A 25476-nucleotide genomic window follows, 5' to 3' on the forward strand; every position below is an offset into this window, starting at 1 on the left:
CTCCTTCGGCACAAGCATAAGGTTCGCGGACGCTGCGGAACCCAGGTCATAGGCTGGAGGCATGCCAGAGCCGTCTTCGCAGGAAAGGACGCGGCTCGCCGACGCCGCGGTGGAACTCGCCCGCCGCTGGGTGGCGGAGGAGGCCGCCGAGCAGGTCGACCCCGCCGCCGCGCGCCTCGCCGGAGTGCTGCAGGACCGCAACGGGCTGCCGTTCACGCTCGGCTTCGTCGACGGCGTGATGCGTCCGGAGAGCCTCGGCGCCGCAGCATCCACCCTGCACCGGGTCGCGCCGCTGGCGCCCGAATTCCTGCCGTGGTATCTGCGCGGCGCGGTACGCGTCGGCGGAGCCGTCGCGCCGGTGCTGCCCCTGCCGACGGTGCCGATCGCGCGACGGGTGCTGCGCGAGATGGTCGGCCACCTCATCGTCGACGCCCGACCCGAGAAGCTCGGGCCGGCGATCGAGAAGCTGCGCGATCCTTCGACAGGCTCAGGGACCCAGCCACGTCTGAACCTCAACCTGCTCGGCGAGGCCGTGCTCGGCGAGGCCGAGGCCAAGCGACGGCTCGACGGCATCCACGATCTCATCCGGCGGCCGGACGTCGACTACGTCTCGGTGAAGGTGTCGGCGGTGACCAGCCGCATCTCGATGTGGGCCTTCGACCAGGTCGTCGCGGAGACGGCGAAGCGCCTCCTGCCGCTCTACCTGACCGCTGCCTACGACACCGCCGGCCCTTCGACAGGCTCAGGGACCCAGTGGACCCAGACCTTCATTAACCTCGACATGGAGGAGTACCGCGACCTCGACCTGACCATCGCGGTGTTCACCCGCATCCTCGAGGATCCCCGGCTGCGCGACCTCGAAGCCGGGATCGTGCTGCAGGCGTACCTGCCGGACGCGCTCCCCGCGCTGCGCGAGCTGACCGCCTGGGCACGAGAACGCGTCGAGCGCGGCGGCGCGCGCATCAAGGTGCGGCTCGTCAAGGGCGCGAACCTGGCGATGGAGCACGTCGACGCCGTCATGCACGGGTGGACGCCCGCTCCCTACGACACCAAGCTCGACACCGACGGGAACTACCTGCGCTGTCTCGACGAGGCCCTGCAGCCGAAGAACACCGCCGCGGTGCGGATCGGCGTCGCCGGGCACAACCTGTTCGACATCGCCTACGCCTGGCTTCTGGCCAGGGAAGAGGCGTGGCGGGCCCTTCGACAGGCTCAGGCACCCAGGATGTCGAGTTCGAGATGCTGCTCGGAATGGCGCAGGGTCAGGTCAAGGCGGTCTCCCGCGAGGTCGGGAACGTGCTGCTGTACGTGCCCGTGGTCGCGCCTGCCGAGTTCGACGTCGCGATCAGCTACCTGGTGCGCCGGCTCGAGGAGAACGCGTCGCCGCAGAACTTCCTCTCCGCCGCCCTCGAACTCGGCACCGATCCTCGGCTGTTCGAACGGGAGCGGATGCGGTTCCTCGACTCGGTCACCCGCTCCGGCGACCGCTCACTGCGCGTCGGTCCGCGTCGCATCCAGAACAGGACGGCGCCGGCGCACGAGTCGGTGCGCCCGGCATCCGCGGCTCCGGCCGGCGATGTCGATCTGACCGGCGTCGTGCTGGGCATCGCGCGCGGCACCGGGCCGGATACCGTGGAGGATGACTTCCTCCAGACCGCGGTGTACGCCCGGCAGGAGGCCGCCAGGGCGCAGACCACCGGATCGCCGGACGGCATCCGGCGCGGCCGAAGCGCCGCCGCGCAGAGCGAAGGCGCCCCCGGATTCGAGAACACCGTCGACAGCGACCCGTCGCTCCCCGCCAACCGGGAGTGGGCGCGCGGCGTGTTCGAGCGCATCACGGCTGCGGGACTGTCGCAGCTGGGGCTCTCCACAGTCGCCGCCGCGCGGATCGACGACGCGGACATGCTCGCCCGAACCGTCGGACGGGTGCGGGATGCCGCAGCATCCTGGGGCTCCCGCCCCGCCGCGGAGCGCTCCGAGATCCTGCTGCGCGCGGCCGCCGCGCTCGAGGCCCGCCGCGCCGAGCTGATCGAGGTCGCGGCGATCGAGACCGGCAAGGTCTTCTCCGAGGCCGATATCGAGGTCAGCGAAGCCGTGGACTTCGCGCGGTACTACGCGGCGACCGCCCGTGAACTCGACGCGATCGCAGGTGCCGCGTTCACTCCGGCGCGCGTGACCGTCGTCACACCGCCGTGGAACTTCCCGCTCGCGATCCCGTCCGGCGGCGTGCTTGCGGCGCTCGCCGCAGGTTCCGGCGTGGTCTTCAAGCCCGCCCATCAGGCCCGGCGCTGCGCCGCTGTCATCGCGGAGTGCCTCTGGCAGGCCGGCGTGCCGCGCGACGTGCTGACCCTGGTCGACATCTCGGAGTCCGGACTGGGCAAGCAGCTCATCACGCACCCCGACGTCGACCGGGTGATCCTGACCGGATCGTGGGACACGGCCGCGCTGTTCCGATCGTGGCGTCCGGATCTGCCGCTGCTCGCCGAGACCAGCGGCAAGAACGCCATCATCATCGCCCCGACGGCCGACCTCGATCTGGCCGTCGCCGACCTGGTCAGGAGCGCGTTCGGTCATGCCGGGCAGAAGTGCTCTGCGGCCTCGCTCGCGATCCTGGTCGGACCGGTCGGCCACTCGAAGCGCTTCGCCCGCCAGCTGGTCGACGCCGTGCGATCGCTGCACGTCGCCTGGCCGTCGGATCCCGAGGCCGAGATGGGACCGGTCATCGAGAAGCCGCAGGGCAAGCTCGAATGGGCGCTCACCACGCTCGAGGGCGACGAGAAGTGGCTGATCCAGCCGAAACCCGTGCCAGGGGACGAGAGCGGCCGGCTCTGGACCCCCGGCATCCGCACCGGTGTGCGCCCGGGCTCGCGCACGCACCTGGAGGAGTTCTTCGGGCCGATGCTCGGGATCATGCACGCGCACACCCTGTCGCAGGCGATCACCCTGCAGAACCAGGTGGCGTACGGCTTGACCGCTGGACTGCACACACAGGACCCCGACGATCTGGCGGTCTGGCTCGACCGGGTGCAGGCGGGGAACCTCTACGTGAATCGCGGCATCACCGGCGCGATCGTGCAGCGCCAGCCCTTCGGCGGGTGGAAGCGGTCGTCGGTCGGCGCGGGTGCGAAGGCCGGCGGGCCGAACTACCTCATCGGACTGGGCTCCTGGCGCGCGCAGTCCGGCGGCAAGACGTCGAGCACGCTGCACCTGCGCGGTCTCGACAGCCGGATCACCGATGTGATCGAGTCGGCTCAGCCCTCGCTGGAGTTCGAGCAGTTCGAGCGCCTGCGCCAGGCCGCGCTGTCGGACGCCGTCGCGTGGGATCGCGAGTTCGGGCAGGTGCGCGACGTGTCGCGGCTGATCGTGGAGCGCAACCTGTTCCGGTACCGTCCGGTGCCGGTCGCGGTGCGCGCGACGGCGGATGCCGGGCTCGCCGACGTGCTGCGCGTGGTGATCGCCGGCATCCGCGCCGGATCCCCGTTCCTGCTCTCCGTTCCCGACGGCCTTCCTGCGGCGGTGCGCCGCACCCTCGGCATCCTCGATCTGCCGATCTCGGTCGAGACCGACGCGGAGTGGATCGATCGCATGCGGGGAGCGGATGCCGCGGACGAGGAGGGCGTCGAGGCCGTGATCGACCGCTCGCCGATGCCCGGCCGGGTGCGCCTGGTCGGCGGGCGGGAGGCGGTCGCGCAGCTGCACCGGGCGATGGCCGTCGGGGTCGGCGGCGACCCGGACATCGCGGTGTACGCCGGAGAGGTCACCACGGCGGGCCGCATCGAACTGCTGCCGTTCGTGCACGAGCAGGCCATCTCGATCACCGCGCACCGCTTCGGCAACCTCGACGACTGGAGCGCCGGCATCATCTGACGATCGGTCCGGCGTTGGCGTGCGGAGCATCCGGCGTGCGAAAATGAGGCATGGCGTGCCCTCGCGCATCTTCCCCGGCTCTGAGTCGAGTGCGGGTCGAACTTCCGCCGGGCCCCTGGACAGCGTCCGCCGCATCCTGATCTCAAGGAGCATCCATGTCGACGCCTGAGACCGCGACCGCCGTCGCACCGGCCCGCATCGCCCATCACCGCCGCTACCTGATGTGCCGCCCCGAGCACTTCACGGTGAACTACTCGATCAACCCGTGGATGGAGCCGGCGAACCCCACGGACACCGCCCGGGCGCTCGAGCAGTGGCAGAAGCTGTACGACCTGTACCTCGAGCTGGGCCACGAGGTCGAGCTCATCGAGCCGCTCGCCGCGTACCCCGACATGGTCTACACGGCCAACGGCGGCTTCGTCATCGACGGCCGCGCATACGTGCCGTCGTTCTACTACGAGGAGCGCAAGGGCGAGGCACCGGCGTTCGCCGAATGGTTCCGTGCCAACGGCTTCGACACCGTCCTCCCGAAGGAGATCAATGAGGGCGAGGGAGACTTCCTGCTCGCGGGTGACGTGATCCTCGCCGGCACCGGCTTCCGCTCCGCCGGCGACAGCCACCGCGAAGTGCACGAGGTCTTCGACCGCGAGGTCGTCACGCTCACCCTCGTCGACGCGCGCTTCTACCACCTCGACACCGCGCTGACCGTGCTCGACCCGGTCGTCGAGCCCGGGCAGACCGCCGGCATCGCCTACCTGCCGCACGCCTTCGACGAGGCATCCCAGAAGATCCTCGCCGAGCGCTTCCCCGACGCGATCCTGGTCGCCGACGAGGACGGTGCCGTCTTCGGCCTGAACTCCGCGAGCGACGGCTACAACGTCATCATCTCGCCGCGCGCCACCGGCTTCGAGAAGCAGCTGCGCGAGCGCGGCTACAACCCGCTCACGGTCGACCTGTCCGAGCTGCTGCTCGGCGGCGGCGGCATCAAGTGCTGCACGCTCGAACTGCGGGGTGCCTGACATGGGCGCTTCGACAGGCTCTGCGACCCAGGTGCTCGGCACGGCTCTCGAGCCCCACGTCGCCACGAACTACGCACCGCTGCCGGTCGTCATCGCGCGCGCCGAGGGCGCGTGGGTGACGGATGTCGAGGGCAAGCGCTACCTCGACCTGCTGGCCGCCTACTCGGCCGTGAACTTCGGTCACCAGCACCCGGCCGTCGTCGCCGCGCTCACCGAGCAGCTCGGCCGCGTAGCGCTGACCAGCCGCGCGTTCATGAACGACCGTCTCGAGCCGTTCGCCGAGGCCCTGTCCCGGCTGTGCGGCAAGGAGATCGTGCTGCCGATGAACACCGGCGCCGAGGCCGTCGAGACCGGCATCAAGGTCGCGCGCGCCTGGGGCTACCGGGTGAAGGGTGTCGAGAACGGCAAGGCCCGTGTGGTCGTCGCCAGGGGCAACTTCCACGGCCGCACCACCACGATCGTCAGCTTCAGCGACGACGAGGAGGCGCGCGCGCCGTTCGGCCCGTTCACGCCCGGTTTCGACCAGGTTCCGTACGGAGACGCGGATGCCATCGCCGCCGCCATCACCGATGACACGGTCGCGGTGCTCGTCGAGCCGATCCAGGGCGAGGCCGGCGTCATCATCCCGCCGGAGGGCTACCTTCGCCGCATCCGGGAGATCTGCGACGAGCGGAACGTGCTGTTCATCGCCGACGAGATCCAGTCCGGCCTCGGCCGGGTGGGCGAGACCTTCGCCTGCGACCGCGAGGGAGTCGTGCCCGACCTGTACCTGCTGGGCAAGGCGCTCGGCGGCGGCATCCTGCCGGTGTCGGCCGTCGTCGGCGACCGCGACGTGCTCGGCGTCATCCGCCCCGGCGAGCACGGCTCGACCTTCGGCGGCAACCCGCTGTCGGCGGCCGTCGGCCTGCGCGTCGTCGAGATGCTCGAGACCGGTGAGTTCCAGGAGCGCGCCCGCACGCTCGGCGAGCACCTCGCCGGCGCCCTCGAACCGCTGATCGGACACGGTGTGACCGCGGTGCGCATCGCAGGCCTGTGGGCCGGCGTCGACATCGATCCGGCGCTCGGCACCGGACGGGAGGTCGCCGAGAAGCTCATGGAGCGCGGCGTGCTCGTCAAGGACACGCATGGTCAGACCATCCGCATCGCGCCGCCGCTGGTGGTGCGTGCGATCGAGCTGGACTGGGCCGTCGAACAGCTCCGGCTGGTGCTCGAGGTCTGAACTCCCGGCTCCTCGTGAAGTGGGGCCCGCGGACTCTGGGGAAGTCCGCGGGCCTTGGGTACCCGCGGACTCTGGGGAAGCCCGCGGGGCTGGAGGGGCGTCAGGCCGGGGTGTCGTCGGGGTCGAGACTCTTCAGCGCATCGGCTTCGACGGCGGTATCGGCCTCGAGCTGGTCCTCGGTGTTCGCGTCACCGCCGAGCGGTGCGTCCTGCCCGCCGCTGTATCGTCCGTCCGGGGCGGTGTTGTGCGCCGGGTTGTCCTCCGGAAGGCCGGTGTGCCCGCCGGGCAGCCGGGGCTCGCCGCTGCCCGCCGGATCCTGGCCCGGAGTGTGCGGGTACTGCCCGGCATGCTGATGGCTCTCGTTCTGCGGATCGCTCATGCCGGCAGGGTAGCGTGCCGGCATGAGCGATCGCACAGGGCATTGACAGCGGTCATTCCTTGAGGAAGGGCCCGGTGTCCTGCTGAGGCACGGTCGGATCGTCGAGGCCGGCCAGCTCGTCCTCGCCGACCAGCTCGTCGATGTCGAGCGTCGAGGGGGACGCGTCGCCGCGGTTCTCCAGGGACAGGGCACCGGGAGTGATGCGGATCGGCTCCGTCGGCGCCACAGGCAGGCCGAAGCGGCGCTGGATCTTGCGCATCCAGCGCGGCTGCGCACCCAGCAGACCGGTCTCGTCGTGCGATTCGACCTCGAGGCCGTAGTACTCGCCGATCCGGTCGATGAACTGGGCGCGTTCGGCCTTCGCGTACGCCCGCCGCTCGCGGGTGAACGCCACGACGGTCGACCAGCACATCAGCAGCATCACCACCGAGAACGGCAGGGCGATCGTGATCGCCGCGGTCTGCAGCGCCGTGAGGCCGCCCGACAGCAGCAGCGAGATCGCCAGCAGCGCGGTGATCACGACGAAGAACGTGCGGATCCAGCGCTTCGGCTCCGGCTTGCCGCCGGTGGCGATCATGCCCATCACCAGTGCGCCGGAGTCCGCCGAGGTGACGAAGAAGATCGCGAGCAGCACGATGGCGCCGATACTGACGATCGCCGACCCCGGCACGTGCTGCAGCATCTCGAACAGCGCCCCCTGCAGGTCGACCTCGCCGTCGGGGCCGGTCAGGGTGCCCGGGTTCGCCAGCTCCATCGCCAGTGCGGAGCCGCCGAGCACCGAGAACCAGAGGATGCCGAGCAGGGTCGGGACCAGGATCACGCCGATCACGAACTCGCGCACCGTGCGGCCCTTCGAGACGCGGGCGATGAAGATGCCCACGAACGGCGCCCACGAGATCCACCAGCCCCAGTAGAACGACGTCCAGGACGCTTGCCACTGCTCTCCGGCCTCGCCCTGGAACGCGCTGACGTTGAACGAGAGCCCGACGAAGTTCTGGATGTAGTAGCCGATCGACTGCACGAAGTCGCGCAGCAGGAACTCGGTGGGCCCGACGGCCAGCAGGTACAGCACGAGCAGCCCCGCGAGCACGAGGTTGGCGTTCGACAGCCACTTCATGCCCTTGGTCACGCCGGAAAGCACCGACATCAGCACGAACACCGAGATGATCAGGATGAGGATGATCTGCGTGGTCTCGTCGGGATCGGCGATGCCGGCCGTGTGCAGCCCCGAGCTCATCTGCAGCACGCCGAGACCGAGCGAGGTCGCCACGCCGAACAGGGTGCCGACGAGGGCGATGACATCGATCGCGTGCCCCCAGCCGCCCTCGACCCGCTTGCCGAGCAGCGGCTCGAGGGTCCAGCGGATCGACACCGGACGGCGGCGGCGGTGGATGGCGTATGCCAGAGCCAGGCCGATCACCACGTAGATCGACCAGGCGTGCACGCCCCAGTGCAGGTACGTCTGCCCGAGCGCGGCCTGCGCCAGCTGCTCCGGCGTGCCGGTGACGCCCGGGCGCGGATTCGTGAAGTGGCTGAGCGGCTCGCTCACTCCGTAGAAGACCAGGCCGATGCCCATGCCCGCTGCGAACAGCAGCGAGAACCAGCTCATCAGCGAGAACTCCGGCTCCTCGTCGTCGCGTCCGAGTTTGATGTCGCCGAACCGGCTGAAGCCGAGGAACAGGCAGAACGCGACGAAGAACGCCGCGATCAGCACGTAGTACCAGTTGAAGGCGTTGACGATCGTGGTCTGGATCGTCTGGAACAGCGCCTCGGCGACGGCCGGCGCCAGCAGCGCGAACAGCACGAACAGCACGACGATCGCCGCGGAGGGCCAGAACACCCACCTCAGCACCTGTGGTTCCCGGCGCTTCGCTTCCGGCCTCGTTCTCTGCGCCGTCTGCGTCGGATCAGCCCCGCCCTTGTCTCCGGTCATGCGTACACGCTATCCGCGGGCTCTTCCCGGCGACAGGGTATGCAGGGCGCGTCGGATCAGTCGGCCAGGAGCTGCTCGGCGCGCTGCGTCTCCCACTCGTCGATCAGCTGCGGCATCCGCCGCGCCATGAACCGGAAGAACTCGGCCATCTCCCCGGCGCGCACCGTGGCCGCGTGATCCGCCGAATGCGCGGCGCCGATCTCGTCGATGTAGCCGGCGAGGCGCTCATAGACCGGGGAGTTGCTCGCCATCATCCCGTACCAGGCATCCGAGATGATCTCGTAGCGGGCGAGGCGCTGATCGGGGCGGGAGACCCGGCGGATGATGTGCAGGGTCTGCAGGTAGCGGACCGCGCCCGACACGGCGGCAGCGCTCACGCCGAGGCGATCGCCGAGCTCGCCCGCGGTGTAGCCGCCGGAGGGCGCGGCGATCAGCGCCATCATCACGCGTGCCGGCATCCTCGGAAAGCCGACCGCGGTGATCACCGCGGCCGCGCCCTCCGGCGGCATCCACGCCGAGGTGCGCGATGCTGTCGTCCTCGCCCGTCATGGTCCCATCCTTTCACCCGGGGACGGTCAGGCCACCGGATGCAGCTCGCGCCGGCGCATCAGCGACAGGGATGCCACGGCACCGACGACGACCGCGAGCACGAGCCACCACAGGCCGCGCAGATCGACATCGCCGTTCGCGACGATCGGCGAGACCGCGAACGGCGAGAACCTGGTGGTCCACTCCGGCAGCCCGAACAGCGGTCCGAACATCCCGAACACCGTCGCGAGCAGCACCGCCGCCCATGCCAGAGGGATGGTCGCCCTCGGGATCAGCACGAACAGGACGGCGGCGATCAGGATGAACACGCAGGCGGCGAGGGCCTGCCCGAGTCCCACCACGGTGACCACGCGGAACAGTTCGGCCTCGCCCTCGTTCGCGACCAGGCCCAGGTAGGCCGCGCCCATCGCGGCGCCGGCGATGATGAGCACCGCGACGGTGGCCACGAGCACGTAGTCGGCGAGCCATCGGACACGGCCCACGGGCTGTGCGAGCACGTTCTCGGCGGTGCCGTGCGCCTCCTCCTGCCGCGCGCGGACCACGATCTGCACGGCGGCGCAGGCGGCGAGCACTCCCAGCATCGTGAAGAACACCGTGATCAGAGTCTCGTCGATCGACCCGGCCTGCGCGATCTTGTTCAGAATGTCCTCGACGGCGGGGTTGGAACCGGAGATCTCGCCGGCGAGCCCGCTCAGGGTCGTGGCCAGGATGCCGAGCAGCGCGCCACCGACGGCCCAGCCGATGATGCCGCTGTAGGTGAGGCGCCACACCAGGGCATGCGGGCTGGCGAGGGTGCCGCGGGCGTACCGGCGTCCGACGCGCGCGGGGACGAACCCCTCGCCCATGTCGCGCACGGACTGCAGGGCGATCGCGACCGCCGCCAGTACCAGCCCGAACGCGAGACCGAACAGGGCCGGCCACCAGTCGTTCGCATCGTACGGCCGGGCCTGCTCCGCCCAGCCGAACGGCGACAGCCACACCGGCCACGCGCTCTCGATGCTGGTCAGATCGTCGCTGGGCGTGCCCGCGACGTTGCCGATGCCGTTCACCAGGAACGTGGCGACGAGGATCCAGACGGTGAGGGCGTTCGCCCCGCGCGAGGTGCGCATCAGCTGTGCGGCCATCAGCCCGATGCCGAGGAACGCGATGCCCGTCGTGGCCGTTACCGCGCCGGTCAGCCAGGAGCCCTCTGCGTCGACACCGGATCCGATGAGGGATGCTGCGACCAGCAGTCCGAGCACGAGGTTCGCCGCCAGCCCGAGGATGAGCGTCGCCACGGTCGGCCTGAAGCGCCCGGCCGGGGTGGCGGCGACGAGTTCGGAGCGTCCAGCCTCCTCGTCGCCGCGGGTGTGCCGCACCGCGAGGAAGGTACTCATGAGTGCGGCGAGCATGGTCAGCCAGGGCAGGATCTCGAAGGAGAGGAACGCGCCCTCCGACGCCCCGGAGGGCAGCCCGCGGAACATCATGATGACCGGGTTGGCCATCACCGCGGCGAGCACATCGACGCGGTCGGCGTGCGTGGAGTACGACTGGGTGACCCCGGCGAAGCCGGCGGCGGCCATCAGCACGGTGGCGAGGATCCAGAGCAGCAGCTGCAGCCAGTCCCGGCGCAGACGCTGCTTCAGCAGAGTGATCATCGCGACACCTTCTCGTGGGCGCGGCGCGACCTTCGCGGGTGGGTCCCTGAGCCTGTCGAAGGGTCCTCGGCGGCGCGGAGGGCGGCGAGATCGTCGCCGTAGTGCCGCAGGAACAGCTCCTCGAGGGAGGGCGGCTCGATCCGCAGGCCAGGGACGGCGCGCTGCGAGAGCACCGGAAGCACGGCGGGGATGGCATCGCTGTCGACGGTGAACCGGGCGCGACCCTCTCCGACGGCGCCGTCGTGCGCCTCGGGGAGGCCGGCGAGGGCGGAGGCATCCGTCGCCTCGAACGACACCTCGGTGCGCGTCAGGTGGCGCAGCTCGGAGAGCGTGCCGCTCTCGACGATCCTGCCGGCACGGATGATGCTGACGCGGTCGCAGAGCAGCTCGACCTCGGAGAGGATGTGGCTGGACAGCAGCACGGTCGCACCGGCGTCGTGCAGCCGGTGCATCTCGTCGCGGAAGACGACCTCCATCAGCGGGTCCAGCCCGCTGGTCGGCTCGTCGAGGATGTAAAGCTCGGCGGGCACGGCGAACGCGGCGATGAGTGCGACCTTCTGCCGGTTGCCCTTCGAGTAGGCGCGCCCCTTCTTGCGGGGGTCGAACTGGAAGGCGGCCATCAGCCGCTCCCGTTCGGCGCGGTAGTCACGGTCCTTGGTGTTCGCCCCGCGCAGGCGGGCGAGGAAGTCGATCGCCTCACCGCCGAAGAGGTTCGGCCATACGCTGACGTCGCCCGGCACGTAGGCGATGCGCCGGTGCAGGCGGGACGCCGCGTGCCACGGCTCTTCACCGAACACGGAGGCCTCCCCGCCGGAGCGGCGGGCGAGGCCCAGCAGGATGCGGATCGTGGTGGACTTGCCTGCGCCGTTCGGGCCGAGGAAGCCGTGCACCTGACCGGCTTCCACCTCGAGGTCGAGTCCGTCGAGCGCGTGCACGCGACCGTAGGTCTTGGTCAGACCGCGCGTGCTGATGATGGTGTTCATGAGAGGCGACGGTACACCTATTTCATGAATTCGTGAACTACGTGAATGCGATCCTGACGAAACCCTCGCGAAACCCTCGCCGATGCCGTTCGCCGATGCCGTTCGCCTGCCAGTTCCGGTCTCACTCGTTGTGGGTGCTCCGGCCGAACACCCACAACGAGTGAGACCGGAGCCAGGGGGGCATCAGCCGACCGAGACGGCCACCGTGTGCCAGCCCGTCGCGCCGTCCGGTGCCGGGGGAGCGGATGCCCCGGTCTGGGCCTCTCCGTCGGAACCGATCGCGCGGCAGCGGAGCTCGTGCTCGCCGGCATCCGCCTGCCAGGGCAGCACCCACTGCACCCAGGTGTCGTCCGAGATCGCGCTGGCCAGCTCCGCGCGCTGCCAGGGGCCGTCGTCGATCTGCACCTCGACACCGGAGACGCCGGCGTGTGGCTGCCACGCGACGCCGGCGATCATGGTGTCGCCGGACGGGATCGGGGTGCGGGCGCGCGGCACGTCGATGCGGGACTGCAGCTTGATCGGCCCCTTCGCGGACCAGCCGCGGTCGGTCCAGTAGGCCGTCGCGCGGTCGAACCGGGTCACCTCGAGATCGGTGACCCATTTCGTCGCCGACACGTAGCCGTACAGCCCCGGTACGACCATCCGCACCGGGAATCCGTGTTCGAGCGGCAACGGCTCGCCGTTCATGCCAATGGCGAGCAGCGCGTCGCGGTCGTCGGTGAGCGCCTCGAGCGGAGTGCCGGCGGTGAACCCGTCGACCGAGGTGGAGAGCACCATGTCGGCGTCGGCATCGGGCTGCGCCCGCTTCAGCAGTTCACGGATCGGGTAGCCGAGCCACACCGCGTTGCCGACCAGGTCTCCGCCGACGGTGTTCGACACGCACGACAGGGTGACGGCCGTCTCCTGGAGGGGCAGTGCGAGCAGCTCGTCCCAGGTCAGTGTCACCTCGTGGGCGACCAGACCGTGGATGCGCAGTCGCCAATCGACGGGATCCACCGAGGGCACGACGAGGGCAGTGTCGATGCGGTAGAAGTCCTGGTTCGGCGTGATCAGCGGGGTGAGTCCGGGGGTGCCGAGTTCGGCATCCGCCGGGGTCGCCGGGGCGGGGGAGGCCGCGCGGGGCAGGCGGATGGCTTCGCGGACCGCGGTGACGGCCGTCGAGCCGGCACGGGCCAGCGAGCCGGCTGCGGCGAGGACGGCTCCGGCCACCGCGGTGCCGGTGGCCCAGGCGAGGAACCTGCGGCGGGACACGGTGCCGGTTCCCGATACGGATGCAGGCACGCTGTCGCGTTCGTCGGCGGACACGCCGGGCATCGTGCCTGCAGGTGTGCTTCCTGCCTGCATCCGTTGCGCGGCGACGGGGACGAGGCGCATGAGCAGGCGCAGGGCGACCGCGGCCGCAGTGCCGGCGAGCACCGACGGGACCCAGGCGGTGAATCCGGCATCCGGTCTGGTGAGGGCGAGGATGCCGACGCCGACCCCGAGAACGGCGAACGCGATGACTCCGGACCTCGGCCAGCGGGCCTCGCAGAGGCCGGCGACGGCCGATGCTGCGAGCAGCACGATGCCGATCCCCACCAGCAGTGCGATCTTGTCGTTCGTGCCGAACCACGCGATCGCGGTGTCCTTCGCCCAGGCGGGTGCGGCGTCGATCAGCGCACCGCCGACGACCGCGAACGGACTCGACGTCGGGGCGAACAGCGCGGCGACCAGCTCTCCGGCCCCCGCGCCGAGGAGCGCCGCTGCGACTCCCGCCGCTGCGGCTGCCCACCGTGCCGACCCGCCCATGTTCTCAGGGTACGAGCGCCGGGGCGCAGGCGTCCCGATTCTCACCGACTCGTAAGATCCCGGCATCCGCCGTCCTCGGATCGCGCGAACGGCTGCATCCGGGCAGCAGAGAGGATCAGTCGCGCGAATCGGATGCCGCGCCCGAGCGGCGGGTCAGCAGGGTCAGCACCAGTGCGGCGGCGAGGGCCGCCACCATCGTCGCACCCAGCAATGTCGCCGAGACGCCGAACGACGACACCAGCGGCGGCACGAGGGCCCCGACCAGCAGGGTCATCGTGCCCAGCACGGCCGATGCCGAACCGGCACCGCGCGTGATGCGCCCGAGCGCCAGCGCGGTCAGCGCCGGGTTGTTCACCCCGTGCGTCGACACCGCGACGAACAACGGCGCGAGCAGCCAGGGCAGAGCCGACGACGTCACCGCGGCCAGGAGCATCGCGATCGCGGCGGCGAGTCCGACGGTGAGTGCCAGGCGCACCATCCGTTCGCCGGGCACCCGTCCTGCCAGGCGGCGGTTCAGCTGCGCGGCGCCGAGGATGCCGAGCGAGTTCGCCGCGAACACCGCCGCGAAACCCTGTGCGCTCAGTCCGTACTGCGTCTGCAGGACGAACGGCGACAGCTGCAGGTACGTGAACAGCACGATGCCCGCGAGCGAGAGCGTCAGCGCCGTGAGCATGAAGCCGCGGTCGGCGAGGGCCGATCCGATGCCGCGGAAGTCGTTGCGGATGCCGCCGCTCGTGCGGCCGCCGCCGGGCAGCGACTCCGGGACGAACAGCACCGACACCGCCAGCAGCAGAGCGCCGATGATGGCGAGGGCCACGAACACGCCCCGCCAGTCGCTGAAGGTCACGACCGCACCGCCGATGAGGGGCGCGAGCACCGGCGCCACGCCCATCACCGCGGCGAGCGTCGAGAATGCGGCCATGGCCTCGGCGCCGGAGAACAGGTCGTGCACCACCGCCCTCGCGATCACCATGCCGCCGGCACCGCACAGCCCTTGCACCAGCCGGATCGCGATCAGCACGCCGATCGTCGGCGCGAGCGCGCACAGCACCGAGGTGATCACGAATCCCCCGACTGCGATGATCAGCGGCATCCGCCGGCCGTATCGGTCGCTGATCGGTCCCCACAGCAGCTGCCCCACGGCGAGACCGATCATGCAGGCGCTCATCGTGAACTGGGTGAGCGACTCGGATGCCCCGAGGTCGGTCCCCAGCTGCGGCAGCGAGGGCAGGTACACATCGAGAGAGATCGGACCGAAGGCGGTCAGTGCGCCCAGCGCCAGCATGAGGGAGCGCGGATGCCGTGTCGCCATGCTCACGCGCCGGTCGGCTCGGGGTCGGGCTTCGTCGCGCGTCCCGCGTCGGCGTCCGGCAGGCGGATCGGGGTGGCCGAGGCCGCCGGGTCGCTGTACGACGTCGGCTCCATCGCCCGCACCACCGACACCGGCCGGGTCTCATCGAGGGTGAGCAGGAACCGCGCGTCCTCCCGGCGATGCAGCCGGCCCGACCACATCATCCAGCTCACGCCGATCGCGCAGGCGAGCAGGCCCGCCACACCGCCCACCACGATCGCGGTGCGGGCCGAGAACGTGTCGACGATCCAGCCGGCGATCGGCGCGCCGATCGGGGTCGACCCCATCACGACGGCCATGTACAGTGCGAGCACGCGTCCGCGCAGCGCGGGATCGGTCGTGGTCTGCACGTACCCGTTCGCCGTGGTCAGCATGGTCACCGTCGAGAATCCGACGAAGGTGAGGACGACGGCGTACGCCGCGTACACGGGCATCGCCGCCGAGACGATGGATGCTGCACCGAACCCGCCCGCGGCGATCACCAGCACGCGCACCCGGGCGCGGTCGCGCCGTGCGGCGAGCAGAGCGCCGGCCAGCGAGCCGATCGCGAGCACCGAGCTGAGCAGTCCGTAGCCGTCGGCTCCCCGGCCGAACTCCAGCGCCATGGTCGACGCGAAGATCGGGAAGTTCATGCCGAACGCGCCGATCAGGAAGACCATCACGAACACGACCTTCAGGTCGCCGCGCCCCATGACGTAGCGGAATCCGGCGGCCAGTCCGCCCCCGCCGCGCCTGTTCTTGGCCCGCGGGATGAGCTCGCCCTTGCGGATCAGCAGCAGCGCGACGAGCATCGCCAGGAAGGTGACCGCGTTGGCGATGAACACCCAGCCCGAGCCGATCGCGACGATGAGCACACCGCCGACCGCAGGCCCGATCAGGCGCGCCATGTTGAACGACGCCGAGTTCAGGGCGACGGCGTTCGAGGTGTCCTCCAGGCTCACCATGTCGGAGACGAACGCCTGCCTGGCCGGGGCGTCGAAGGCGTTGGTGATGCCGAAGCACAGCGCGAACAGCCACATCAGCGGCAGCGTCATCACGTCGGTCAGCAGCAGCACGGCGACCGCGACAGCGAGAGTCATCAGGGTGGACTGCGTCGCCAGCAGCACCTTCCGGCGGTCGAAGCGATCGGCCACCCAGCCGGTCAGGCTCACCAGCACGAGCGGCGGGCCGAACTGCAGCGCCATGGTGACGCCCATCGCGGTGGCGTCGTTGTCGGTGAGCTCGGTGAGCACCACCCAGTCCTGTGCGGTGGCCTGCATCCAGCCGCCGATGTTCGAGATGACGGCGCCGAAGAACCAGGTGCGGTAGTTGAAGGTCGCGAACGACCGGAACATCTGGCTCACCGCTCGGCCACCTTCCGCATCAGGGCGCTGGCCTCGCGCAGGGTCTGCAGCTCGTCCTCGGTGAAGTCGAGTCCGGCGAGGGCGACCGCGAGCGCGGTGTCGCGCTTGCTGATCGTGTCGGCGACGATGGCATTGCCCTCGGGAGTGATGTCGATCTGCACGCGGCGGCGGTCGTCCTCGTCGGGGACGCGGACGATCAGGCCTGACTCCTCGAGGCAGTTCACCGTGCGGTTCATCGACGGCGCGGAGACGTGCTCGCGTTCGGCGAGCGACCCGAGCGTCGCCCTGCCATGGGCGCGGAGGGTGGCGAGCACGGCGAACTGCGCATCGCTCATCGAGTCCACGGCGCGCTCGCGCCGCAGCCGCCTGGCCAGGCGGAAGGTCGCGAGCCGAAGGTCGACGGCGGCGGCGTGCAGGGATTCGTCGGAAGCAGTCACTATCTAGCTAGTCTAACTAAATTCTTTTCGGAAAGCGATGTCCGATCCGGATCGGCGCGATGCCAGTGAGGTTCCGCGGTTCGTGTGGCACGGGCCAGAATGGACTCCGTGACCATCGCGCTCGAACTCGCTGTTCAGGACACCGCCGGAGTACGCATCGCCCGGGAGATCGGCGCGGCGCGCGTCGAGCTCACCCAGGCCCTCGCGCTGGGCGGGCTGACGCCCTCGCCGGCGACGCTCGACCGTGCGGTCGAGGCCTCGGCCGGAGAGGTCGAGGTGCACGTGCTGGTGCGGCCCCGCGCGGGCGGGTTCCGCTACGACCGCGACGAGGTCGCCCTGATGGAGCACGACATCCGGCTCGCGCTCGAGGCCGGTGCGGCAGGCGTCGTGATCGGATGCCAGGGCGCGGACCGGTCGCTGGACCGCGACGCGATGGCCCGGCTGGTGGATGCCGCGGGCGGAGCATCCGTCACGCTTCATCGCGTGATCGACGTGACGCCGGACCCGCTGGCGAGCCTGCGCATCGCGCGGGAGCTCGGGGTGCGGCGCGTGCTCACCTCCGGGGGCCGGTCGTCCGCGATCGACGGCGTGGACCTGCTCGGCGACCTGGTCGCCGAGGCGGCCGGCGGCATCCAGATCATGGCCGGCGGCGGCATCGACGCCTCCAACGTCGCCGAGATCGCCAGGGTCGGCGTGGACGCGGTGCACTTCTCGGCCAAGCGGATGGTGTTCGCCGACGGCGATGTGAAGATGGGATCGGCGGCCGACGGCGGACACGAGGTCACCGACCCGCAGGCCGCGCTCGCCATCGTCCGCGCGCTCGGGCTCTGACGCATCCCGGCCGAGACCCCCGTCTGGTTGTCGAGGCACCGTCTGGTCGTCGAGGCACCGTCTGGTTCGCCGCCGTTCAGGCGGGGTCTCGGCACATCCGTAGACTCGAGCGCATGGCTGCTGAGGCGAGGACGACGGAGTTCATCGACGGCGAGGGCATCGCGATCGTCTACGACGTGTATCAGGCGCAGGGCGAGGCGAGGGGCGTCGTGCAGCTGCTGCACGGGGTCGGCGAGCACGCCGGGCGCTACGGTGCGCTGATCGATGCGCTCACCGCCGCCGGATTCCACGTCTACGCCGACGACCACCGCGGGCACGGGCGCACCGGCATCCGGCAGTGGGACGACCCCGCCAAGCTGGGGCGTCTCGGCAGGGGCGGCATCCGCGCCACGACCGACGCGCTCTGGCAGCTCACCGGCATCATCAAGTCCGAGCATCCGGGACTGCCTCTCGTGCTCCTCGGGCACTCGTGGGGATCGTTCCTGTCGCAGAAGCTGCTGAATGCGCACCCCGAGGCATATGACGCGGTGATCCTCAGCGGATCCGCGCACCTCACCCCGCTCGACCTGAACGCCCTGCCGCTGAACGCCAAGTGGAAGGGGCCTGACGCCGACGGACTGGAGTGGCTCTCGCGCGACCCGCAGGTGTGGCAGGACTTCCACGACGACCCGCTCACGACCGAGGTGCCGCTGCTGCAGCTGTTCGGGTTCGTCGAAGCGGCGCGACTGTACGGCCGGCCGCGCAAGGACCTCGGGCACGACGTGCCGGTGCTGCTCCTGGTCGGCCGCGACGATCCGGTCGGCGGGCCGCACAGCGTGCACAAGCTGGCCGACGGCTACCGCAAGCGCGCCGGCCTCACGGATGTCACGACGCTGGTCTACCCGGACGCTCGGCACGAGATCTTCAACGATCTCGATCAGCAGCAGGTCCGCGCCGACGTGCTCGCCTGGCTGGACAAGCACGTCCCGGCATCACCCCCTGGTCGTTGAGCGAGCGACGAAGGAGCGAGCGCCGTACTGAGCGAGCGGAGCGAGTCGAAGTGACGAAACGCTTTCAGATGAGCGGGGGCGCTTCGCCTCGGTCACAGGCTCGCTCGCTCGACGACCGGGGCGTGCGGTCGCTCAGTAGGCTGGATCCATGCACGGTGAGTACAAGGTCCCCGGGGGAAGCTGGTCGTCGTCGACCTCGAGGTGCACGGCGACGTGATCAGCGACTTCCGCCTCGCCGGCGACTTCTTCCTCGAGCCCGACGCCGCTCTCGACGACATCAACGCCGCCGTCGAGGGGATGCCGGTCGAGGCCGACGCCTCGACGATCGCCGCCGCGGTCCGCGGCGCCCTGCCCGACGGCGCCCAGCTGCTGGGCTTCTCTCCCGAGGCGGTCGGCACCGCGGTGCGCCGGGCCCTCGTGACCGCGCCGGGCTGGCGCGACTTCGACTGGGAGATCGTGCACGAGAAGGCCGTGTCGCCACGGATGAACCTCGCGCTCGACGAGGTGCTCACCGGCCGGGTCGGCGAGGGCCGTCGCAAGCCGACGCTGCGCATCTGGGAGTGGGACGAGTCGGCCGTCGTGATCGGGTCGTTCCAGTCGTACCGCAACGAGGTCGATCCCGAGGGTGCCGCTCGGCACGGGTTCGACGTCGTGCGACGGATCTCCGGCGGCGGGGCGATGCTCATGGCCGCTGGGCAGATCATCACGTATTCGCTGTACGTCCCCGCATCCCTCGTGCAGGGGATGACCTTCGCCGACTCGTACGCGTTCCTCGACGACTGGGTGCTGCAGGCGCTGCGCTCGCTCGGGATAGACGCGACCTATCAGCCGCTGAACGACATCGCCTCGCCGACCGGGAAGATCGGCGGTGCCGCGCAGAAGCGCCTCGCCAACGGCGGAGTGCTGCACCACGCCACGCTGTCGTACGACATCGACGGGCAGATGATGACCGAGGTGCTGCGCATCGGCCGCGAGAAGCTCAGCGACAAGGGCACCACCTCGGCGGCCAAGCGGGTCGATCCGCTGCGCAGCCAGACCGGCCTGCCGCGCGCCGAGATCATCGAGCGCTTCAAGTCCACGTTCCGCTCGCTCGCCGGCGCCGAGGACGGCGGCATCACCCCCGACGAGTACGCCGACGCCGAGGCGCTCGTCGAGTCGAAGTTCGCCACCGAGGCGTGGCTGCACCGTGTTCCCTGAGTGCGGGAAGCCGTGACCGAGCCCGATCCCGCGGGAGGGCCCGGGCACGCCGCGCGGAGAAGTGCGCCTCCCGCGGATGGATCCGGGACGCCGGGCCGCGGGAAGCGCACAAGTCCGCGCGAAGCGCCCGCGGAGTCAGGCGCCGCGCCCGAGCCCGTCGCCGGGACGGTCGAGATCATCGAGGGCGACAATCTCGCGGTCGCCGAGACCCTGGCATCCGGCTCGTTCACGCTGATCTACCTCGACCCGCCGTTCAACACCGGCAGGCCGCAGACGCGCGAGCGCGTCGTCGCGACCCGGTCGGATGCGGATGCCGCGGATGCGACGGATGCCGCATCCGCTGCGCGCGGCGAGACCAGCCAGGGGTTCCACGGCCACCGCTACGAGCGGGTGCGCAGCATGCTGCACACCTACGACGACCGGTTCGACGACTACGGCGACTTCCTGATGCCTCGACTCGAGCAGGCGTGGCGGCTGCTCGCCGACGACGGCACGCTCTACCTGCATCTGGACTACCGTGAGGCGCACTACGCGAAGGTCATGCTCGACGCCGCATTCGGACGCGACGCCTTTCTGAACGAGCTGATCTGGGCATACGACTACGGCGCCAAGTCGCGGCGACGATGGCCCACGAAGCACGACACGATCCTGGTGTACGTCAAGACGCCCGGCGCGCACTTCTTCGACTCGGATGCCGTGGATCGCGAGCCGTACATGGCGCCGGGGCTCGTCACACCCGAGAAGGCCGCCCGGGGAAAGCTGCCGACGGATGTCTGGTGGCACACGATCGTGCCGACCACGGGGCGGGAGAAGACCGGATACCCGACGCAGAAGCCCGAGGGCGTGCTGCGGCGCATCGTGCAGGCGTCGAGCCGGCCCGGGGATCGGGTGCTCGACCTCTTCGCCGGGTCGGGGACGACCGGCGCCGTGGCATCCGCCCTGGGACGCGACGCCGTGCTCGTGGACTCGAACCCCGAGGCGATCCGCGTGATGCGCGATCGGATGCCGCACGCCGAGGTCCGGACCCTCCCCGGCGCCTGACGTCGTCCTCTTCCGGGCCGCCCCGCGAGCGACGGAGGAGCGAGCCGAAACGTCGCGGGCTGTGTGGCGGACGATGGGGCGTTTCGTCTCGCTTCGCTCGCGGGGCGACCGGAGGCGGGTCACCCGCGACGTGGGGCGTTTCGTCTCGCTCGTTCCTCGCTCGCTCAACGACCGGAGGGTCAGCGACCGGGGTGTCACTCAACGACCGGAGGGTCAGCGACCGGGGTGTCGCTCAACGACCGGAGGGTCAGCGACCGGGGTGTCGCTCAACGACCGGAGGGTCAGCGACCGGGGTGTCGCTCAACGACCGGAGGGTCAGCGACCGGGGTGTCACTCAACGACCGCGGGTGGCGAACGCCTCGGCGAGGGCGTCGCGGACGGCACGGATGCGGTCGTCGTCGCGCGCGGCGGTGCGCACCGCGGTGAACACCTCACGCACCGGATGCCCCGGCAGATCGGCCAGGGTGGTCGTCGGCTGCGACGACCCCCAGATGAGATCGGGGATCATCGCCACCGCGTGTCCCGCCTCGACCAGCCGCACGTGAGCGGTGAGGTCGTCTGCTTCGAACCGGACATCGGGCTCGAAGCCCGCCGCCCGGCACTGCTGCACGGCCCACTGCCGAACGGCCGTGCCTGCCGGCTCCATCACCCAGGCGCGATCGCGCAGCGCGTGCAGCGGCGCGGGCTTCTCCGTCGGCGGCAGGGCGATGCGGATCGGGTCCTCGCCGAGCAGGTCATGATCGACACCGTCGTGGCGTTCGCGGGTGTGCCCGGGATACTGCTCGGCGATCACCAGGTCGAAGCGACGGGCGGCCAGTTCGAACAGGCTCTCCTCCGGCGGCAGCTCGGCGAGCTCGACGCGCAACCGCGGCATCCGCTCGGCGAGGATCGTGAGCGCCGCGGGCACGATCGTCTCGGCGGCGGTCGGCATGGCGGCGATCCGCGCCGGTTCGAGGGCGCTCAGGTCGGTGGTCAGGGCGGCGCGGGCCGCCTCATCGAGCTCCAGTGCCCGGGCGGCGTGCTCGGCGAGAATCCGTCCTGCCGGTGTCAGTCGCACCCGCCGGCCGTCCGGTTCGAGCAGGGCGACGCCGGCCTCGCGCTCCAGCAGCGACAGCTGCTGCGACACGGTCGAGGGGCTGTAGGAGAGGGATGCGGCGACCTCTGCGATCGTTCCGCGCAGCGCCAGCTCGTGCAGCATCCGCAGCCTGCGCAGCTCGAACATCCGGCTCCTTCGGGAATTGGCGCGTTTCGTCTCGGTCGCTGGCGCTCCCTCGCTCAACGACCGGGGCCAGACCGGTCGTTGAGCGAGCGGAGCGAGACGAAACGCGCTGAATCAACTGATTAGGTATTCCGAACATTATCCATCGAGAACGGTCGCTTTTCACAGAGGGTCGCAGCGCGCACACTGAGATCATGACCACCCCTGTGCCCGCTGCCGAAACATCCGTCTCCGACCTCGCGGACCTCGCCGACGACGCCGTCGCACTGGTGCGCCAGTGGCTCGTCGAGAGTCGCGAGGTGCCGGTGGATGCCGCCGGTGAGCGCCTCGCCGGCGTGCTGCGCGACCCGAACGGCCTCGACTTCACCGTCGGCTTCGTCGACGGCGTCGTGCGCCCGGAGGACACCCGGGTCGCCGCGCAGAAGCTCAAGGAGCTCGTGCCGCTGACCCCGAAGTTCCTGCCCGGCGTGATGCGCGGCGCGATCGGCCTGGGCGGCGCGACCGCCACCATGCTGCCCGGCATCGTCGTCCCCTCGGCCCGTGCCGTGCTGCGCCAGATGGTGCGCCACCTCATCGTCGATGCCCGCGACGAGAAGCTCGGCGCCGCGATCAAGCACATCCGCGAGACGCAGGGCGTGAAGCTCAACATCAACCTGCTCGGCGAGGCCATCCTCGGCCGCGACGAGGCCGCGCGGCGTCTGGAGGGCACCCGCCGCCTGCTGCAGCGCGACGACGTCGACTACGTCTCGATCAAAGTCTCCTCCACGGTCGCCCCGCACAGCCCGTGGGCGTTCGACGCCGCCGTCGCCGACGCCGCCGAGGCGCTGCTGCCGCTGTACGACATCGCCGTCAAGGGCGACAAGTTCATCAACCTCGACATGGAGGAGTACAAGGACCTCGATCTGACGATCGCGGTCTTCACCGGCATCCTCGACCGCCCCGAGTTCAAGAACCTCGAGGCCGGCATCGTGCTGCAGGCCTACCTGCCCGACGCCCTCGGCGCCATGATGCGCCTGCAGGAGTGGGCGGCCGCCCGCGTCGCGGACGGCGGAGCGCCGATCAAGGTGCGCGTCGTGAAGGGCGCCAACCTGCCGATGGAGACCGTCGACGCCGAGTCGCACGGCTGGGAGCTGGCGACCTGGTCGACCAAGCAGCAGTCGGATGCCTCGTACAAGGCGGTGCTGGAGTACGCGCTGCGCCCCGACCACGTCGGCAACGTCCGCATCGGCGTCGCCGGCCACAACCTGTTCGACATCGCCCTGGCCTGGCTGCTCGCGAAGCGCCGTGGCGTCGAGAACGGCATCGAGTTCGAGATGCTGCTCGGTATGGCCACCGCGCAGGCGCAGGTCATCAAGCGCACCGTCGGCTCGCTGCTGCTCTACACCCCGGTCGTGCACCCCGACGAGTTCGACGTCGCGATCGCCTACCTGATCCGTCGTCTCGAAGAGGGTGCGAGCCAGGAGAACTTCATGTCGGCGGTCTTCGACCTCGATGACGACCCGAAGCTCTTCGACCGCGAGAAGGAGCGCTTCCTGGCCTCCATCCGCGACGTGCCGACCGAGGTTCCCGGCCCGAACCGCGTGCAGAACCGCCAGCTGGCGGCCGCACCGGCGCCGACCGACGGCTTCGTGAACACTCCTGACACCGACCCCTCGCTCGCCGCCAACCGGGAGTGGGCCGACGGCATCCGTGCGCGCATGGCCGAGTCGGAGCTCGGCAACGCGGCCGTCGCGGCGAACACGCTGTCCACCGCCGACGAGGTCTCCGCGCGCATCCAGGCGGCCGTCGCCGCCGGCGAGGCATGGCGGGCACTCGGTGCCGAGGGTCGCGCGGCGATCCTGCACAAGGCGGGCGAGGTCCTCGAGGCGCGTCGCGCCGACCTGCTCGAGGTGATGGGCTCCGAGGCCGGCAAGGTCATCGAGCAGGGTGACCCCGAGGTGTCCGAGGCGATCGACTTCGCGCACTACTACGCCGAGAGCGCTCGCAAGCTGGCGCAGGTCGACGGCGCCGAGATGCACGCGGTCGGCCTGACCGTGGTCACCCCGCCGTGGAACTTCCCGGTCGCGATCCCCGCCGGCTCCACGCTGTCGGCGCTGGCCACCGGCTCCCCGGTGATCATCAAGCCCGCCCGCCAGGCCCGCCGCTCCGGCGCGGTCATGATCGAGGCGCTCTGGGAGGCCGGCGTGCCGCGCGACGTGCTGCAGTACGTTCAGCTCGACGGTCGCGAGCTCGGTACCCAGCTGGTCAGCGACCCTGCCGTCGGCCGTGTCATCCTCACCGGCGGCTTCGAGACCGCCGAGCTGTTCCGCGGCTTCCGTCAGGACCTGCCGCTGCTCGCCGAAACCAGCGGCAAGAACGCGATCATCGTCACCCCGTCGGCCGACCTCGACCTGGCCGCGAAGGACGTCGCCTACTCGGCGTTCGGCCACGCCGGCCAGAAGTGCTCGGCCGCCTCGCTGGTCGTGCTGGTCGGCTCCGCCGCGAAGTCCGAGCGGTTCCGCCGTCAGCTCGTCGACGCGGTGCGCTCCTACGACGTGGGTTCGCCGGTGGACGGCTCGAACCGCATCGGACCGCTGATCGGCCCGGCCGAGGGCAAGCTGCTGGGCGCTCTCACCACGCTGCACGCGGGCGAGTCCTGGATGCTCAAGCCCGAGAAGCTCGACGAGGACGGGCAGCTCTGGCGTCCCGGCATCCGTGACGGGGTGAAGCGCGGATCGGAGTTCCATCGCGTGGAGTACTTCGGCCCGGTGCTCGGCATCATGACCGCCGACACCCTCGACGAGGCGATCGACATCGTCAACGACATCGACTACGGCCTGACCAGCGGCATCCACTCGCTCGACGAGGACGAGATCCAGCAGTGGCTGGCGCGCATCGAGGCCGGCAACGTCTACGTCAACCGCGGCACCACGGGCGCGATCGTGCAGCGCCAGCCGTTCGGCGGCTGGAAGAAGGCCGCCGTCGGCGCCGGCTCAAAGGCCGGCGGCCCGAACTACCTGGTCGGCCTGTCCGAGTGGACGGATGCTCCGGTGGCCTCCGCCACCGCACTCGACGAGCTGGGCTCGTCGGCCGTCACCCTCGTCGAGGGTGCGGACGCGGAGTGGCTGCGCGGGGCGATCGCCACCGACATCGACGCCTGGGCGTCGGAGTTCGGCGTGGTGCGAGATGCCACCGGCCTGACCACCGAGCAGAACCTGCTGCGCTACCAGGCCGTGCCGGTCACGGTGCGCTACGAGGGGGAGCGCGTCGCCGAGCTGCTCCGCGTCGCCGCCGCCGGTCGCCGCGCGGGTTCGCGAGTGACCGTGAGCACCGCCTCGGTGCTGCCGGCCGCCGTGGCCACCTGGCTCGGCTCGCACGACGTGGTCGTCGCCTATGAGGACGGCACCGCCTGGGCCACGCACGCGCAGCGCCTCGCCGCCACCGACGGCCGGGTGCGCCTGATCGGGGCATCCGCTCTCGAGACGGCGGCCGCCGTCAACGGCGCGCCGAGCCTCGCGCTGTACGCGAACCCGGTCGTCGCCGCAGGTCGGGTGGAGCTGCTCACGTTCCTGCGCGAGCAGGCCGTGTCGATCACCTCGCACCGCTTCGGCACCCCGCACCGCTACGAGGTGCCGGTGCTGCAGCCCGTGCGCTGACCCGCCCATATCCCCGAGGGGTCAGAATCTGCCGCATCCCGCCCTGTGGATGCCGCAGA

At 70.6% G+C, this 25476-nt stretch carries 16 protein-coding genes and 2 pseudogenes; 8 read left to right on the forward strand and 10 right to left on the reverse strand.

Annotation, left to right across the window (positions count from 1 at the left end; genetic code table 11):
* Positions 1–61: 61 nt before the first annotated feature.
* From L2X99_RS17105 to rocD, 3 genes and pseudogenes are all read left to right on the forward strand, one after another.
* Positions 62–3867, forward strand: a pseudogene (locus tag L2X99_RS17105) (proline dehydrogenase family protein).
* A 155-nt stretch (positions 3868–4022) separates the two neighbouring features.
* Positions 4023–4886, forward strand: a complete 864-nt coding sequence (gene ddaH, locus L2X99_RS17110) for a dimethylargininase (protein ID WP_236125702.1) — start codon at positions 4023–4025, stop codon at positions 4884–4886.
* Position 4887: 1 nt separating this feature from the next.
* Positions 4888–6105, forward strand: coding sequence for an ornithine--oxo-acid transaminase (gene rocD, locus L2X99_RS17115; protein WP_236125701.1), 1218 nt, complete (start codon positions 4888–4890; stop codon positions 6103–6105).
* Positions 6106–6205: 100 nt separating this feature from the next.
* On the opposite strand, the gene L2X99_RS17120 is transcribed toward rocD, so the two are convergent.
* The 9 genes from L2X99_RS17120 to L2X99_RS17160 all read right to left on the reverse strand — a co-directional run bounded on the left by L2X99_RS17120 (position 6206) and on the right by L2X99_RS17160 (position 16505).
* Positions 6206–6484 (reverse strand): hypothetical protein, encoded by a 279-nt coding sequence (locus L2X99_RS17120; protein ID WP_236135443.1) that lies wholly within the window; start codon positions 6482–6484, stop codon positions 6206–6208.
* A 52-nt stretch (positions 6485–6536) separates the two neighbouring features.
* Complete coding sequence (locus tag L2X99_RS17125) at positions 6537–8417, reverse strand: BCCT family transporter (protein WP_236135444.1); 1881 nt, start codon at positions 8415–8417, stop codon at positions 6537–6539.
* A 56-nt stretch (positions 8418–8473) separates the two neighbouring features.
* Positions 8474–8926 (reverse strand): GbsR/MarR family transcriptional regulator, encoded by a 453-nt coding sequence (locus L2X99_RS17130; protein WP_236135445.1) that lies wholly within the window; start codon positions 8924–8926, stop codon positions 8474–8476.
* A gap of 66 nt (positions 8927–8992) precedes the next feature.
* Positions 8993–10603: an ABC transporter permease gene (locus L2X99_RS17135; protein WP_236125699.1), complete on the reverse strand. Its 1611-nt coding sequence runs from the start codon at positions 10601–10603 to the stop codon at positions 8993–8995.
* Positions 10600–11586, reverse strand: a complete 987-nt coding sequence (locus L2X99_RS17140; RefSeq protein WP_236125698.1) for an ABC transporter ATP-binding protein — start codon at positions 11584–11586, stop codon at positions 10600–10602. The genes L2X99_RS17135 and L2X99_RS17140 overlap by 4 nt, the downstream gene beginning before the upstream one ends.
* 183 nt (positions 11587–11769) lie before the next feature.
* Positions 11770–13374: a molybdopterin-dependent oxidoreductase gene (locus tag L2X99_RS17145; RefSeq protein ID WP_236135446.1), complete on the reverse strand. Its 1605-nt coding sequence runs from the start codon at positions 13372–13374 to the stop codon at positions 11770–11772.
* 115 nt (positions 13375–13489) lie between these two features.
* A complete protein-coding gene (locus L2X99_RS17150; protein ID WP_236135943.1) occupies positions 13490–14686 on the reverse strand; it encodes a multidrug effflux MFS transporter in 1197 nt (398 codons plus the stop codon).
* A 2-nt stretch (positions 14687–14688) separates the two neighbouring features.
* Positions 14689–16059, reverse strand: a complete 1371-nt coding sequence (locus L2X99_RS17155) for an MFS transporter (RefSeq protein WP_236126790.1) — start codon at positions 16057–16059, stop codon at positions 14689–14691.
* A 5-nt stretch (positions 16060–16064) separates the two neighbouring features.
* Positions 16065–16505 carry a MarR family winged helix-turn-helix transcriptional regulator gene (locus L2X99_RS17160; protein ID WP_236125695.1) on the reverse strand — a complete coding sequence of 147 codons (441 nt, stop codon included), beginning with the start codon at positions 16503–16505 and terminating at the stop codon, positions 16065–16067.
* A 99-nt stretch (positions 16506–16604) separates the two neighbouring features.
* Here L2X99_RS17160 and L2X99_RS17165 point away from each other — a divergent pair, with 99 nt between their 5' ends.
* The 4 genes and pseudogenes from L2X99_RS17165 (at position 16605) to L2X99_RS17180 (ending at position 20563) form a co-directional block, all read left to right on the forward strand.
* Entirely contained in the window at positions 16605–17336 is a 732-nt protein-coding gene (locus L2X99_RS17165) for a copper homeostasis protein CutC (RefSeq protein WP_236125694.1), read from the forward strand.
* 113 nt (positions 17337–17449) lie between these two features.
* On the forward strand, positions 17450–18325 hold the full coding sequence (locus L2X99_RS17170) for an alpha/beta fold hydrolase (protein WP_236135447.1): 876 nt from the start codon (positions 17450–17452) through the stop codon (positions 18323–18325).
* A gap of 148 nt (positions 18326–18473) precedes the next feature.
* Positions 18474–19522: pseudogene (locus L2X99_RS17175) on the forward strand (lipoate--protein ligase family protein).
* Positions 19523–19696: 174 nt separating this feature from the next.
* Positions 19697–20563 (forward strand): DNA-methyltransferase, encoded by an 867-nt coding sequence (locus L2X99_RS17180; RefSeq protein WP_236135944.1) that lies wholly within the window; start codon positions 19697–19699, stop codon positions 20561–20563.
* Positions 20564–20897: 334 nt separating this feature from the next.
* Here the strand turns inward: L2X99_RS17180 and L2X99_RS17185 are convergent, their stop codons facing one another.
* Entirely contained in the window at positions 20898–21785 is an 888-nt protein-coding gene (locus tag L2X99_RS17185; RefSeq protein WP_236125693.1) for a LysR substrate-binding domain-containing protein, read from the reverse strand.
* A gap of 191 nt (positions 21786–21976) precedes the next feature.
* On the opposite strand from L2X99_RS17185, the gene L2X99_RS17190 reads away from it, so the two are divergent.
* On the forward strand, positions 21977–25417 hold the full coding sequence (locus L2X99_RS17190) for a bifunctional proline dehydrogenase/L-glutamate gamma-semialdehyde dehydrogenase (RefSeq protein WP_236125692.1): 3441 nt from the start codon (positions 21977–21979) through the stop codon (positions 25415–25417).
* Positions 25418–25476 lie beyond the last annotated feature (59 nt).

Source organism: Microbacterium sp. KUDC0406, assembly GCF_021582875.1.
GTDB lineage: Bacteria > Actinomycetota > Actinomycetes > Actinomycetales > Microbacteriaceae > Microbacterium.